This is a genomic window from Mesorhizobium sp. M0195, assembly GCF_040322115.1.
GTDB lineage: Bacteria > Pseudomonadota > Alphaproteobacteria > Rhizobiales > Rhizobiaceae > Mesorhizobium.
In genome coordinates, this window is the sequence record NZ_JAMYSV010000005.1 from 51,846 (window position 1) to 64,897 (window position 13,052).

The following is a 13,052-nucleotide window of genomic DNA, read 5'->3' on the forward strand; positions in this document are numbered from 1 at the left end:
CAGAAACACCAAATGGGCTCAAATCCCCGCTTTCAACAGCGCTTTGAAACGCGTCTGCCTCGCCGTCAAACGCGAACCGCCGGCACGGGGCCGGCGGTTCGAAACGCATCGATTACGCAAACTCAAAATCAAAACATCAAATCGAAACCCGGCTGAGGCTCCGCGAGGCGTCGCTTGCCCTACATCACCCCAGCGTCGTCCTCGAAACCGTCGTCGCTGCTTTCGGAGCCGCCGTTTTCAAGGAATTTCTCGGCGATCAGCCCGGCATTCTGTCGCAGCGCCAGCTCGATCTCGCGCGCCGTGTCGGGATTGTCGCGCAGGAACAGTTTTGCGTTTTCGCGGCCCTGGCCAAGACGCTGCGAATTGTAGGAGAACCAGGCGCCCGACTTTTCGACCACGCCGGCCTTGACGCCGAGATCGACCAGCTCACCGGTCTTGGAGACGCCCTCACCATACATGATGTCGAACTCGACCACCTTGAAGGGCGGCGCCAGCTTGTTCTTGACCACCTTGACGCGGGTCTGGTTGCCGACGACCTCGTCGCGATCCTTGACCGAGCCGATGCGGCGGATGTCGAGGCGGACCGAAGCATAGAATTTCAGCGCATTGCCGCCGGTCGTCGTCTCGGGCGACCCGAACATGACGCCGATCTTCATGCGGATCTGGTTGATGAAGATGACCATGGTGTTGGAGCGCGAGATCGAGGCGGTGAGCTTGCGCAGTGCCTGGCTCATCAGGCGCGCCTGCAGGCCGGGCAGCGAATCGCCCATCTCGCCTTCGATTTCCGCCCGCGGCGTCAGCGCCGCCACCGAATCGACCACCAGCACGTCGATGGCGCCGGAGCGCACCAGCGTGTCGCAGATCTCCAGCGCCTGCTCGCCGGTATCGGGCTGCGAGATCAATAGATTTTCGAGATCGACGCCGAGCTTGCGGGCATAGACCGGGTCGAGCGCGTGCTCGGCATCGACGAAGGCGCAGATGCCGCCCTTCTTCTGGGCTTCGGCCACCGTGTGCAGCGCCAGCGTCGTCTTGCCCGAGCTTTCCGGCCCGTAGATCTCGACGATGCGGCCGCGCGGCAGGCCACCGACGCCAAGCGCGATGTCCAGCCCAAGCGAGCCGGTCGGCACCGTTTCGATCTCGACGACCTGCTCGTTTGCGCCGAGCCGCATGATCGAGCCCTTGCCGAAGGCACGCTCGATTTGCGACAGCGCCGCATCCAGAGCCTTTGATTTGTCCACCGCTTTGTCCTCTACAAGCCGCAAAGAATTCTGAGCCATGATACATCACCCCGTGGTCGTCAATGGAGGCCGGACAATCCCGCAATCCTTAAAAGAATGTACCTCGTTTGTTCTCATTTGTCAATGAGCGGCAAGGATTTGAAAAATAAAGGATATCCATATTTGTTCTATTTTTGTTTCGTAATTTTGCTTCCGGATGCAACCGGCCTCGCATGCGGCGCCGCCGCCGTCACCAACCGAATCGCACCCGCGATTGCAGGGTTCCGCCCAGCGACCTAGTCTCCTCCCGGGCAACAGCAAAGGGCATTTCGCCGGCATGATGAACTCCCCGACGATCCTGGCCGTGGGCGGCGCCTATATCGAGCGGCGCGGCCGGGTTGCCGGCACCTTCGTGCCAGCCGCCTTGAACCCCGGCACGATGCGCGAGCATGTTGGCGGCGCCGTCTTCAACGCCTTGCGCTGGGCGGTGCGGCGCGGCGCCTCGGCCTCGCTGCTTTCGGTGCGCGGCGGCGATGCTCTGGGCGACACGGTTTTACGCGCCGTCGCCGAGGCCGGAATCGCCGACCTGTCGGCGGTGTTCCTCGACCGGGCAACGCCAAGCCATACGATACTGATCGATAGCGACGGCCGGCTGATCGCCGGCCTTGCCGACATGGTGCTCTATGAGCTGGCGCTTCCCAAGCAGATCCGCCGCGCCAAGGTGCGCGAAGCTATCGGTTCGGCCGATACGATCCTGTGCGACGCCAACCTGCCGTCGACCGCGCTGGAGCGGCTGGCGGCACTCGCCGCCGGCAAGCCGGTGTTTGCGCTTGCCGTCTCGCCCAGCAAAGCGGCGCGGCTGACGCCGGTGCTCGACCGTCTGGCGATGGCGTTCATGAACCGGCACGAGGCCGGCGTGCTCGCCGGCGCCGACATCGATGCTGGCGATCAAGGCATCGTCGACAGCCTGAGACGCGCCGGCCTGAAAAGCGGCGTGATCACCGCCGGCGACGGACCGGTGCTCGGTTTCGACCAAACCGGCGCATTTTCGATCCTGCCACCGCCACTGCAAAAGCGGACCGATGCCACAGGCGCGGGCGACGCATTGGCCGGCGCCACGATCGCTGCCCTGCTGCGTGGCCTGAAGCTGCGCGAAGCGTTGCGTGAAGGCGTCGCCGCCGCGACGCTCGCCATCGAGAGCGCCGCCTTCACCAGTGCCAGCTTTGCCGAGGCGCTGGCGCTCGTGCCCGAGGCGCGGGACCTGGCATGAAGTGCGGCCCGGAATTGCCGAAGCATAACGCAGCTATTTTCCGGCGCGCCGTCCTGCCTCGTAGGCGCGGCGTGCCCAGATCGCCATCTCATCCGGATCATCGAAGGCACTGTCGGGAACGCTCCAATACGGCATAGACACCAGCTTGCCGTGCCGTGAGCCGGTATAGGTTCATTGCCGGCAGCCGGCCGCTTCGAATTCAGGCGCGCTTTCCGCGTCAGCCTTCAGCATCAATTCGTCACGGATGACGACGGCGACGATGACGCCGTCGAAATAGATGCCCTTGCCGCCGAACATCTTGCGGATGCTAACCGGGCCAAGGCCTTCGAAAAGCTCTTCGATGCGCTCATTGTCCATGCGGCGATCATGTCATCCGGATTTCCCCTTGTCATCGCCGCAACCGGCACCATCCTGACAAGTTCGGAACCAGTTTCGTCGGAGTTTCTCATGCCGCTTCTGCTCAAAGGGTCCTGCCGGTGCAATGCCGTGCGTTTCGAGGTGGAAAGCCACACGCCGGTGCCGTTCATGCTGTGCTACTGCTCGATCTGCCGCAAGCAGCAGGGCGGTGGCGGTTTCGCCATCAATCTCGGCGCCGATTACAAGACGTTGAAAATCCAGGGCAAGCGCCATCTCGGCGTCTACCGCGCCGAGATCGAGGACGACGAGCACCCGCAACGCGAAATCTCGACGGGCGAGCGGAACTTCTGCACGAAATGCGGGACGGCACTCTGGCTCTACGACCCGACCTGGCCGGAGCTGGTGCACCCCTTCGCCTCGGCGATCGACACAGACCTGCCAAAGCCGCCGGAGAAGGTGCATCTTATGCTGAAATACAAGGCGAACTGGGTCGAGCCGGAGATCGGCAAAAGGGACAAGGTCTTCGACGTCTACCCGGAAGAATCAATTGCCGACTGGCACAAACGAACAGGAATGTGGGTGGATTAGGTCCCTTCTCCCCGTGAACGGAGGAGAAGGAAAGATCAGGCGGAAGCGCGCGCTTCAGCCAAGGCCTTCAAATCGGCCGGCTTCAGTTCGACCGATTCGCCGCAGCCACAAGCCGAACTCTGGTTTGGGTTGTGGAAGGTGAAGCCGGTGCGCAGCGTCGTCTGCTCGAAATCCATCTCGGTGCCGAAAAGGAAAAGCGCTGCCTCCGGCGCGACATAGACATGGGCGCCGTCGCGCTCGATATGGTCGTCCTTGGTGTTGGGCTCGGTCACCAGGTCGACCGTATATTCCATGCCGGCGCAGCCGCCCTTCTTGATGCCAAGGCGAATGCCATGCGCATTCTCGCGGGTCGCGACGATCTCGCGCACCCGGTCGGCGGCCTTTTCGGTCATCGTGATGACGGCGAAGCGTCCCATGTTTTCCTTCTCCATTGCGCGCAGGTTCAAGGCCTGCCGAATGATTCCTCACCTAAAATGGTGAAGTTTTGTACCCGGCGCAAGTGCGCCAGCCTCTGGCTGGTCGGATGCTAGTACCAGCCAACCGCCACCTGTGCCTCTTCCGACATGCGGTCGGGCGACCAGGGCGGGTCGAAGGTCATGTTGACCTCGACACCGGAAACGCCTTCGACGGCGCCGACGGCATTTTCCACCCAACCCGGCATTTCGCCGGCCACCGGGCAGCCGGGTGCGGTCAGCGTCATGTCGATCTTGACCGAGCGGTCGTCCTCGATGTCGATCTTGTAGACGAGGCCGAGCTCATAGATGTCGGCCGGGATTTCCGGGTCGTAGACCGTCTTTAGCGCCGAGACGATGTCGTCGGTCAGCCGCGCCAGTTCGTCGGCAGGAATCGTTGACCCGGAAACCGCCGCATTGGTGGTCATATCCAGTGCCGTGCTTTCGGCGGTGTGGCTCGCATCATCCATGATCGTCACCCGAAGAACTTTCGCGCCTTCTCCAGCGCATCGGCCAAAGCGTCGACTTCGGCCCTGGTATTATACATGCCGAACGACGCCCTGCATGTGGATGTTACGCCGAAGCGTTTCAACAGCGGCTGCGCGCAATGCGTGCCGGCGCGGACCGCCACGCCCTGCCGGTCGATGACCATGGACACGTCGTGCGCGTGGATGCCCTGCAGCTCGAACGAGATAATGGCGCCCTTGCCGGGCGCGTCGCCGAAGATGCGCAGTGAATTGATGGCGCGCAGTTTTTGATGCGCATAATCCTTCAGATCGGCCTCGTGCGCGGCGATGCGCTCGCGGCCGATCTTTTCCATGTATTCCAGCGCAGCACCAAGCCCGATCGCCTGCACGATCGGCGGTGTGCCGGCCTCGAAACGGTGCGGCGGGTCGTTGTAGGTGACGATGTCTTGCGTCACCTCCTCGATCATCTCGCCGCCGCCCATGAACGGGCGCATGCGCTCCAGAATATCCTTCTTGCCGTAGAGCACGCCGATGCCCGACGGGCCATAGACCTTGTGGCCGGTGAAGACGAAGAAATCGCAGTCGAGGTCCTGCACGTCGATCGGCATGTGCACGGCGCTCTGGCTGCCGTCGACCAGCACCGGAATGCCGCGGGCATGGGCAATGCGCACGATCTCCTTGATCGGCGTCACCGTGCCCAGCGCGTTCGACATATGGGTGATGGCAACCAGCCTGGTGCGGTCGGTTAGCCGCTTCTCGAATTCCTCGATGTGGAAGACGCCGAGATCGTCGACCGGCACCCACACCAGTTTCGCGCCCTGCCGTTCGCGGATGAAATGCCACGGCACGATGTTGGAATGGTGCTCCATGATCGAGAGCACGATCTCGTCGCCCTCGCCGATATTGGGCATGCCGAAACCATAGGCAACCGTGTTGATCGCCGCCGTGGTGTTCGAGGTGAAGACGATGTTGTCGGTGCTCGGTGCGTTGAGGAAACGGCGCACCGTCTCGCGCGCCTTCTCATAGGCGTCGGTCGCGGCATTGGACAGGAAATGCAGGCCGCGGTGGACGTTGGCATATTCCTGGGAATAGGCGTGCTGGATAGCGTCGAGCACGGCCTGCGGCTTCTGCGCCGAGGCGCCATTGTCGAGATAGACCAGCGGTTTGCCGTAGACTTGCCGCGACAGGATCGGGAAGTCACGGCGGATCGCCTCGACGTCGTAAGGAATGTTTTCGACTTTCTGGTCCATCGTCTCGACCGTCATCCTCGGGCTTGTTCCGAGGATCTACTAGCCCTCGGATTTTGCCAGTTCCTTGTCCCACGCGGCAGATCCTCGGGACAAGCCCGAGGATGACGCCGGAATCTTGAGCCACTCACCCGTGCGCCACGAACCAGTTGTCGAGCCGTGCTTCCAGCGCCTCGACGATGGCCTCGTCGTCCAGTTCCTCGATCACTTCGGCGACGAAGGCTTTGACCAGCAGGCCGCGCGCGGTCTTCTCGTCTATGCCGCGCGCCATCAGATAGAACAGATGGCCGTGGTCGATCTCGGTGACGGTCGCGCCATGACCGCAGACGACGTCGTCGGCGAAGATTTCAAGCTCCGGCTTGGTCGAGAACTCGCCGTCATCCGACAGAAGTAGCGTGTTGCAGGCCATCTTGGCGTTGGTCTTCTGCGCATATTGGTGGACATTGATGCGGCCTTGGAAGACGCCGCGCGCTCTGCCGGTCACCACGTTGCGGATGACTTCGGTCGAGGCGGTGTGCGGCACGGCATGGTCGAGCACCATGGTGACGTCGGTATGGGTGTCGCCGGCCAAAAGGTTGATGCCGCGCAGCGTGAATTCGGCGCCCTCGCCGGTCGTCTTCACAACGACCTCCTGGCGGACAAGCTTACCGCCGGCATTCATGACGAACAGCGTCAGTTTCGCGTTCTTGCCGAGATGCGCCTTGAACTGGGCGAGATGCGTCGCCGTATCCGGCTGCTCCTGCACGACCAGCCATGTCACTTCGGCGCCCTCGCCAAGCACAAGCTGGCTGACCGAGCTGACCAGTGCCGCCCCCTCGCCCGTCTGGCGCTCGACGACGACAGCCTTGGCGCCGGTGCCGACGCGGACGGTCAGCCGCACATGCGACTGTCCGCCGGCCTGCAAATTCTGCAATTCGACCGGCCTATCCAGTTGAGCACCGTCGGCGATGTCGACGAAATAGCCGTCGGCGACAAAGGCGGTGTTGAGCGCGCCGATGGCGTCGTCGCTGCCATAAGACTCAAGCCCAGATGCTGCGCTGCCGTCGGTCAGCTTCTCCGACAGGCGCTGCACGGCAACGCCTTCGATATCGGGCAGTTTCATACTCGAAACGCCGTTCAGCACCGGCAAAACGCTGGAGCCCTCGACGATCGGCGCAATGGCTTTCGCAACCGCTGCCGGATCGAAGTCCGGCACCGAAATCAGCAGCCGGCGCAGGTCCGTATAGTGCCAGGATTCGACGCGCCGCGTCGGCAGGCCGCTCTTGATCGCTTCGATGGCGTCGTCGCGCTTCAGCATCACCGCGCCGTCGCCGGGCAGCAGCGACAGCCGCTCGCCAAAGGCGTCGATCAGCGCCGTTTCGGCCGGTGTCCGCTGGGGTGTCGTGTGCATATTCATCAGTATCGCCTTGTTTGGCTTGCCTTCCGGGCCTGCTGGCATCTCACGCGGCTTGCCCGATCACGCCGGCATAGCCATTGGCCTCGAGATCGAGCGCAAGCGACTTGTCGCCCGACTTGATCACCTGGCCCCTGTAGAGCACGTGCACCGTATCCGGCACGATGTATTGGAGCAGGCGCTGGTAGTGGGTGATGACGACGATGGCGCGGTCCGGCGAGCGCAGCGTGTTGACGCCGTCCGCGACGATCTTCAGCGCGTCGATATCGAGGCCGGAATCGGTCTCGTCGAGGACGCAGAGTTTCGGCTCGAGAAGCTTCATCTGCAGGATCTCGGCGCGCTTCTTCTCGCCGCCGGAAAAGCCGACATTGAGCGGCCGCTTCAGCATCGCCATGTCCATGTTTAGCGAGGCGGCAGCTTCCTTCACGCGCTTCAGAAACTCCGGGATCTTCAGCGGTTCCTCGCCGCGCGCCTTGCGCTGCTCGTTCATCGCCACTTTCAGGAATTCCATCGTCGCCACGCCCGGTATCTCCATCGGGTACTGGAAGGCGAGAAAGATGCCGGCAGTTGCGCGCTCAGCCGGATCCATGTCGAGGATCGACTGGCCGTTGTAGAGGATGTCGCCCTCGGTGACCTCATAATCCTCGCGCCCGGCAAGGATATAGGACAGCGTCGATTTTCCCGAGCCGTTCGGCCCCATGATGGCGGCGACCTCACCGGCCTTCACCGAAAGATTCAGGCCGCGGATGATCTCGGTGCCGTCATCGACGATACGGGCATGGAGGTTTCTGATTTCAAGCATTCCATTCGTCCTATCCGTAGCCGTCTGCCCGGCTAAACTCGATTTAACAACTGCTTCAAGGCTTCGGCGCCCGGCCGCAGTACTCAAACATCCAGCGGTCTTTTAATTGTAGTTACTCCACATCATCGTGCTCGGATGAGGCTGATAGACATTCTCAATCTCATCAATGCTCTCATACAAATCCAGCCAAGTCGGGTTTAGACCTTCAATCAGATTCGTCTTCCATTCGCGGAGATAGCGCTTCAAAGACTTTTCGCGCTGAATCGCGAGAACGATATTCGGGTGCCGCTCAAACCAAACCAGATTCTTTGCCTTGTATTTCGAGGTAAAACCCCGGTGCACATCATTACGGTGTTCCCACACTCGCGCATGCAAATCACTGGTTACGCCAGTGTAGATAACTCCACGCGGTTTATCGGACATCATGTAAACAAAGCCGGTCATTTTCCTGCTGACGACCTACGCAAGGCACCGCCATCCTTAAAATTTGTGCGGTCATCTTTGAACTTCGCGCCGACGTTACTGAGATTCGCTCCGTCATCCTCGGGCTTGTCCCGAGGATCTACCGGCCTCTCAATACGGATCGCGCCACACCTCTGTTGGACAGCGGATCCTCGGGACAAGCCCGAGGATGACGGCGCAAAACTCAGTGACGACGGCGCCAAATCCGAGGGTGACGGCGCAAGGCCCGAGGATGACAGTGCCAAGCTCAGAGATGACAACGCAAAGCCAGAGCTCATCACCCCACGCTCCCCTCGAGGCTGATGCCGATCAGTTTCTGCGCTTCGACCGCAAACTCCATCGGCAGCTGCTGGATGACATCCTTGACGAAGCCGTTGACGATCAGCGCGATCGCCTCTTCTTCCGGAATGCCACGCTGCATGACGTAGAATTTCTGATCCTCGGAAATCTTCGACGTCGTCGCCTCATGCTCGAACTGTGCGGTCGAATTCTTGGCTTCCATGTAGGGCACGGTGTGCGCGCCGCACTGGTCGCCGATCAAGAGCGAGTCACAGTTAGTGAAGTTGCGGGCGTTGGTCGCCTTGCGGTGCGCCGAGACCTGGCCGCGATAGGTATTCTGCGAGAAGCCGGCGGCAATGCCCTTGGAGATGATGCGGCTCGACGTGTTCTTGCCGAGATGGATCATCTTGGTGCCGCTGTCGACCTGCTGGTAGCCGTTCGACACCGCGATCGAATAGAACTCGCCGCTGGAATCGTCGCCGCGCAAGATGCAGCTCGGATATTTCCAGGTGATGGCCGAACCGGTCTCGACCTGCGTCCACGAAATCTTCGACCGATGGCCGCGGCAGTCGCCGCGCTTGGTGACGAAATTATAGATGCCGCCCTTGCCCTCGGCGTCGCCGGGATACCAGTTCTGCACCGTCGAATATTTGATCTCGGCATCGTCGAGCGCGATCAGTTCGACCACCGCGGCGTGAAGCTGGTTCTCGTCGCGCTGCGGCGCCGTGCAGCCTTCGAGATAGGAGACGTAAGCCCCCTCCTCGGCGATGATCAGCGTGCGCTCGAACTGGCCGGTGTTCTTCTCGTTCATGCGGAAATAGGTCGACAATTCCATCGGGCAGCGCACGCCCTTGGGCACGAAGACGAACGAACCGTCGGTGAACACGGCTGAATTCAGCGTGGCGTAAAAATTGTCGGTGGTCGGCACCACCGAGCCGAGATATTTCTTCACCAGCTCCGGATGCTCGCGGATCGCTTCCGAGATCGAGCAGAAGATGACGCCGGCCTGCGCCAGTTCCTTCTTGAAAGTGGTCACGACCGAGACGGAATCGAACACCGCATCGACGGCGACGCGGCCGGACTTGTAGACGTTGTCGCTGGCTTCCTCGAGCTCCGAGGCATCGGTCTTCTGCACGCCGGCGAGGATTCCCTGTTCCCTGAGCGGAATGCCGAGCTTCTCGTAGACCTTCAGCAGTTCGGGATCGACCTCGCTGAGCGAAGTCGGGCCGGGCGTGCTCTTGGGCGCCGCGTAATAATAAATGTCCTGGAAATCGATTTTGGGATAGTGGACGCGCGCCCATTTCGGCTCGTCCAGCGTCAGCCAGCGGCGATAGGCTTCCAGGCGCCATTCCAGCATCCAGGACGGCTCGTCCTTCTTGGCCGAAATGAAGCGGATAATGTCTTCACTCAGGCCCTTGGGGGCCTTGTCCATCGCGATTTCGGTCTGGAATCCGTATTTATACTGGTCGACATCGATCTTTCGAACTCGATCGATCGTCTCCTGCACAGCAGGCATCAGCGTTCTCCATCCACGCCGGGGTCAAGGCCCGGCAGTTTTCAAACTATGGCACCGCAAACGAGCACCCTTGGGCACCCGCGGCGGCGTAAGTTTCATATAGTGCGTTCATGCCGGAAATTCACCCGGCCAAATTCGAACGCACGGCTCTACCAGGCCACAAGGCCCAAATATTCCTTCGCCGCGCTCAGGCGGCCTTTTCCCTGTTCGCCTTTTCCCTACCGGCTTGCCGTGCAACGATCGTCGCCAGCGCCGCGCGAAACAGCTCGATATCCTTGGCGCTGGTCGCGTGGCCGATGGACACACGCAACGCGCCAACGCTATCGCCGTAACCCATGGCTTTCAGCACGTGACTCGGCCCGACTTTGCCCGACGAACAGGCCGATCCGGCCGACAGCGCCACACCGGCAAGGTCGAAGGCGATCTGCGCCGTCTCGGCCTTGATGCCGGGAATAGCGAAGAATGTGGTATTGGCAAGCCTTGCAGCGCCGGTCCCGAAGATTTCGGCGTCCGGAACAAGCGTTTTAACGATCGCCTCGATTTCGTCGCGACGCTGCCGCACCGCTTCGATCGTTTGCAAGCCGGCAGACGCTTCGCTAGCGGCCGCACCAAACCCGGCAATCGCCGCCAGGTTTTCGGTGCCGCCCCGATGGCCCTTTTCCTGGCCGCCGCCGCTGACCAGCGGTTTTGGCATCATCAGGTCCGACGCCGCGACAATGGCGCCGACGCCCTTGGGGCCGCCGATCTTGTGCGACGAGAGAATAAAATAGTCTGCGTAAGCCTCTGATATATCGAGCGGAATGCGGCCGGCTGCCTGCACGGCATCGACGACCAGGATGCCACCCGCCGCCTTGACGATTTCGGCGATGCGGCCGACCAGCTGGATCACGCCGGTTTCATTGTTGGCAGCGTGGATGGCCACCAGCGGCAAGCCTTCGGCCTTGTCATGCTGGGCGAGAGCCTCGGCCAAAACGTCGAGCCTGACGACGCCGTCGGCGTCGACGCCGATCCGTATCACCTGCGCCGCTGGGAAACGCCCGCCGTTCAGCAGGCAAGGATGATCGGCCTCGGACACATACAGCCGGCTCATACGGACAGCACCGCGCCCCATCTGCCAGTCCGGCGTCAGCAGCGTCGAGGCCGCTTCCGTCGCGCCGGAGGTGAATACGACATGCTCGGCCCTGGCGTTGACCAGTCGCGCCACATTGCGCCTGGCATCCTCGATCAGCCGCCGCGCAGCGCGGCCCTCGGCATGGACGGAGGACGGGTTGGCGGCGACGTCGAGCGCGGCGACCACCGCCGCGCGCGCGGCGGCAAGCAGCGGCGCGCTGGCATTGTAGTCGAGATAGGCGCGTGCTCCGGCCATTTCCGTCCAACTGGTCCCTTCAAAAGCCGTTCCGCGAAGATAGCGCGTTATTTCCTTGAAATTGCAAGGCAAGACGTCCTATTTACGCGGCTTGCGGCGCGGGTGGCCGAGCCACAGTTTTGGCCGCCCAGTTTTGAACAATTCTAAACTAGCTTCTAGAAAGACGCTCGCCCTGCGTCAAGGCCTAGGGAAAACTGGGGCCAGAGGAAAAGTTGTTCCGGGCGCCGCGCAATTTATGCCAAGTGGAGTATTTCATGCCTGAGGTCATTTTCACCGGTCCGGCCGGCCGTCTGGAGGGTCGCTATCAGCCCTCGAAGGAAAAGAGCGCGCCGATTGCCATCGTCCTGCACCCGCACCCCCAGTTCGGCGGCACGATGAACAACAAGATCGTCTACGACCTCTTCTACATGTTCCAGAAGCGCAATTTCACCACGCTGCGCTTCAATTTCCGCGGCATCGGCCGCAGCCAGGGAGAGTTCGACCACGGCACCGGCGAGTTGTCCGACGCCGCGGCGGCGCTCGACTGGGTGCAGTCGCTGCATCCCGATTCGAAGAGTTGCTGGGTTGCCGGCTATTCGTTCGGCTCGTGGATCGGCATGCAGCTTCTCATGCGCCGGCCGGAGATCGAGGGCTTTATCTCGGTCGCGCCCCAGCCCAATACCTATGATTTCTCGTTCCTGGCGCCATGCCCGTCGTCCGGCCTGATCATCCACGGCGACGCCGACAAGGTCGCGCCGCCCAAGGACGTTCAGGGCCTGGTCGACAAGCTGCACACGCAAAAAGGCATTACCATCACCCAGAAGACCTTGCCCGGCGCTAACCATTTCTTTGCCAACCATGCGGAGCTTCTGATCGAGGAATGCGCGGACTACCTTGACCGCCGGCTGGCCGGGGAACTGTCCGACCCACGGCCGAAGCGGCTGAGATAATCGGCGATGTACCAACCGCCTCACTTCCAGGAAACACGGCCGGACGTCCTGCACGGGCTGATCCGGGCGCATCCGCTTGGCCTGCTGGTGTCGAACGGCACCGAGGGGCCGATCGCCAACGCAATTCCCTTTCTTCTAGACGCGCCCTCCCTGCTCAACGCGGATGTGCCGCCGAACGGCAGGCTGCGCGCCCATCTGGCCAAGGCCAATCCGCAATGGCGGCTTTTGGCCGACAATCCCCTGGTGCCGGTGCTGGTCGTCTTCCAGGGCGCCGACGCCTATGTGACGCCGTCCTGGTACGAGACCAAGCGTGAAACCGGCAAGGTGGTGCCGACCTGGAACTACGCCATCGTCCAGGTGCGCGGCATCGTCACGGTGATCGAAGACCAGGATTGGCTGGCCGAGCAGATTTCCGATCTGACGATGTCGCAGGAGGGCAGCCGCCCGGCGCCGTGGGCGGTGACCGACGCGCCGGCACCCTTCATCCAGTCACAGATCAAGGGCATCGTCGGCCTGGAAATCGAAATCACCGAAATCAGCGGCAAGTGGAAAGTCAGCCAGAACCGCCCGGCCGGCGACCGCGTCGGTGTCGCCGAGGGGCTCGAGAGCGAGACCGCCAACTCGGCCGACATGGTCCAGTTGGTAAGGTCCTACGGCGGGCTGGACGGCAAGTAGTCTTGCTTGCTTGCTCGACCGGTTCAGGCCGG

Annotated in this window: 13 protein-coding genes and 1 pseudogene; 4 read left to right on the forward strand and 10 right to left on the reverse strand. The window is 62.0% G+C overall.

The genetic code is table 11. The features are described from left to right. Positions 1-179: 179 nt before the first annotated feature. The gene (gene recA, locus NKJ12_RS13115) at positions 180-1,277 is read right to left on the reverse strand and encodes a recombinase RecA (protein ID WP_023674696.1); all 1,098 of its coding nucleotides are present in this window, start codon (positions 1,275-1,277) and stop codon (positions 180-182) included. 277 nt (positions 1,278-1,554) lie between these two features. Between recA and NKJ12_RS13120 the strand changes: the two genes are divergently transcribed. Then, complete coding sequence (locus NKJ12_RS13120) at positions 1,555-2,487, forward strand: carbohydrate kinase family protein (RefSeq protein ID WP_352703029.1); 933 nt, start codon at positions 1,555-1,557, stop codon at positions 2,485-2,487. A gap of 33 nt (positions 2,488-2,520) precedes the next feature. On the opposite strand, the pseudogene NKJ12_RS13125 reads toward NKJ12_RS13120, so the two are convergent. Continuing rightward, a pseudogene (locus NKJ12_RS13125) lies at positions 2,521-2,844 on the reverse strand (TfoX/Sxy family protein). 90 nt (positions 2,845-2,934) lie between these two features. On the opposite strand from NKJ12_RS13125, the gene NKJ12_RS13130 reads away from it, so the two are divergent. After that, positions 2,935-3,432 carry a GFA family protein gene (locus NKJ12_RS13130; protein ID WP_352703031.1) on the forward strand — a complete coding sequence of 166 codons (498 nt, stop codon included), beginning with the start codon at positions 2,935-2,937 and terminating at the stop codon, positions 3,430-3,432. A 35-nt stretch (positions 3,433-3,467) separates the two neighbouring features. On the opposite strand, the gene sufA is transcribed toward NKJ12_RS13130, so the two are convergent. The 8 genes from sufA to NKJ12_RS13170 all read right to left on the reverse strand — a co-directional run bounded on the left by sufA (position 3,468) and on the right by NKJ12_RS13170 (position 11,416). Further along, positions 3,468-3,848: a Fe-S cluster assembly scaffold SufA gene (gene sufA / locus NKJ12_RS13135; protein ID WP_013895897.1), complete on the reverse strand. Its 381-nt coding sequence runs from the start codon at positions 3,846-3,848 to the stop codon at positions 3,468-3,470. Positions 3,849-3,958: 110 nt separating this feature from the next. Next, the gene (locus tag NKJ12_RS13140) at positions 3,959-4,354 is read right to left on the reverse strand and encodes an SUF system Fe-S cluster assembly protein (protein WP_352458424.1); all 396 of its coding nucleotides are present in this window, start codon (positions 4,352-4,354) and stop codon (positions 3,959-3,961) included. A 5-nt stretch (positions 4,355-4,359) separates the two neighbouring features. After that, positions 4,360-5,601 (reverse strand): cysteine desulfurase, encoded by a 1,242-nt coding sequence (locus NKJ12_RS13145; protein ID WP_352637795.1) that lies wholly within the window; start codon positions 5,599-5,601, stop codon positions 4,360-4,362. Positions 5,602-5,725: 124 nt separating this feature from the next. Beyond that, on the reverse strand, positions 5,726-6,994 hold the full coding sequence (gene sufD / locus NKJ12_RS13150; protein WP_352703033.1) for a Fe-S cluster assembly protein SufD: 1,269 nt from the start codon (positions 6,992-6,994) through the stop codon (positions 5,726-5,728). A gap of 43 nt (positions 6,995-7,037) precedes the next feature. Then, positions 7,038-7,793 carry a Fe-S cluster assembly ATPase SufC gene (sufC, locus tag NKJ12_RS13155; RefSeq protein WP_254817628.1) on the reverse strand — a complete coding sequence of 252 codons (756 nt, stop codon included), beginning with the start codon at positions 7,791-7,793 and terminating at the stop codon, positions 7,038-7,040. A 102-nt stretch (positions 7,794-7,895) separates the two neighbouring features. Then, positions 7,896-8,237 (reverse strand): GIY-YIG nuclease family protein, encoded by a 342-nt coding sequence (locus tag NKJ12_RS13160; RefSeq protein ID WP_352703036.1) that lies wholly within the window; start codon positions 8,235-8,237, stop codon positions 7,896-7,898. 295 nt (positions 8,238-8,532) lie between these two features. Continuing rightward, the gene (sufB, locus tag NKJ12_RS13165) at positions 8,533-10,050 is read right to left on the reverse strand and encodes a Fe-S cluster assembly protein SufB (RefSeq protein ID WP_352703039.1); all 1,518 of its coding nucleotides are present in this window, start codon (positions 10,048-10,050) and stop codon (positions 8,533-8,535) included. Positions 10,051-10,237: 187 nt separating this feature from the next. Continuing rightward, the gene (locus NKJ12_RS13170; protein WP_352703041.1) at positions 10,238-11,416 is read right to left on the reverse strand and encodes a cysteine desulfurase family protein; all 1,179 of its coding nucleotides are present in this window, start codon (positions 11,414-11,416) and stop codon (positions 10,238-10,240) included. Between the two features lie 254 nt (positions 11,417-11,670). Here NKJ12_RS13170 and NKJ12_RS13175 point away from each other — a divergent pair, with 254 nt between their 5' ends. Both NKJ12_RS13175 and NKJ12_RS13180 read left to right on the forward strand, forming a co-directional pair. Continuing rightward, positions 11,671-12,345: an alpha/beta hydrolase gene (locus tag NKJ12_RS13175; RefSeq protein ID WP_023674683.1), complete on the forward strand. Its 675-nt coding sequence runs from the start codon at positions 11,671-11,673 to the stop codon at positions 12,343-12,345. 6 nt (positions 12,346-12,351) lie between these two features. Next, the gene (locus tag NKJ12_RS13180) at positions 12,352-13,020 is read left to right on the forward strand and encodes an FMN-binding negative transcriptional regulator (RefSeq protein WP_352703043.1); all 669 of its coding nucleotides are present in this window, start codon (positions 12,352-12,354) and stop codon (positions 13,018-13,020) included. The last annotated feature ends 32 nt before the right edge of the window (positions 13,021-13,052 follow it).

Coding starts and splice junctions, on each gene's coding strand:
- recA (WP_023674696.1), bottom strand. CDS start 1,277: ATGGCTCAGAATTCTTTGCGGCTTGTAGAGGACAAAGCGGTGGACAAA.
- NKJ12_RS13120 (WP_352703029.1), top strand. CDS start 1,555: ATGATGAACTCCCCGACGATCCTGGCCGTGGGCGGCGCCTATATCGAG.
- NKJ12_RS13130 (WP_352703031.1), top strand. CDS start 2,935: ATGCCGCTTCTGCTCAAAGGGTCCTGCCGGTGCAATGCCGTGCGTTTC.
- sufA (WP_013895897.1), bottom strand. CDS start 3,848: ATGGGACGCTTCGCCGTCATCACGATGACCGAAAAGGCCGCCGACCGG.
- NKJ12_RS13140 (WP_352458424.1), bottom strand. CDS start 4,354: ATGGATGATGCGAGCCACACCGCCGAAAGCACGGCACTGGATATGACC.
- NKJ12_RS13145 (WP_352637795.1), bottom strand. CDS start 5,601: ATGGACCAGAAAGTCGAAAACATTCCTTACGACGTCGAGGCGATCCGC.
- sufD (WP_352703033.1), bottom strand. CDS start 6,994: ATGAATATGCACACGACACCCCAGCGGACACCGGCCGAAACGGCGCTG.
- sufC (WP_254817628.1), bottom strand. CDS start 7,793: ATGCTTGAAATCAGAAACCTCCATGCCCGTATCGTCGATGACGGCACC.
- NKJ12_RS13160 (WP_352703036.1), bottom strand. CDS start 8,237: ATGACCGGCTTTGTTTACATGATGTCCGATAAACCGCGTGGAGTTATC.
- sufB (WP_352703039.1), bottom strand. CDS start 10,050: ATGCCTGCTGTGCAGGAGACGATCGATCGAGTTCGAAAGATCGATGTC.
- NKJ12_RS13170 (WP_352703041.1), bottom strand. CDS start 11,416: ATGGCCGGAGCACGCGCCTATCTCGACTACAATGCCAGCGCGCCGCTG.
- NKJ12_RS13175 (WP_023674683.1), top strand. CDS start 11,671: ATGCCTGAGGTCATTTTCACCGGTCCGGCCGGCCGTCTGGAGGGTCGC.
- NKJ12_RS13180 (WP_352703043.1), top strand. CDS start 12,352: ATGTACCAACCGCCTCACTTCCAGGAAACACGGCCGGACGTCCTGCAC.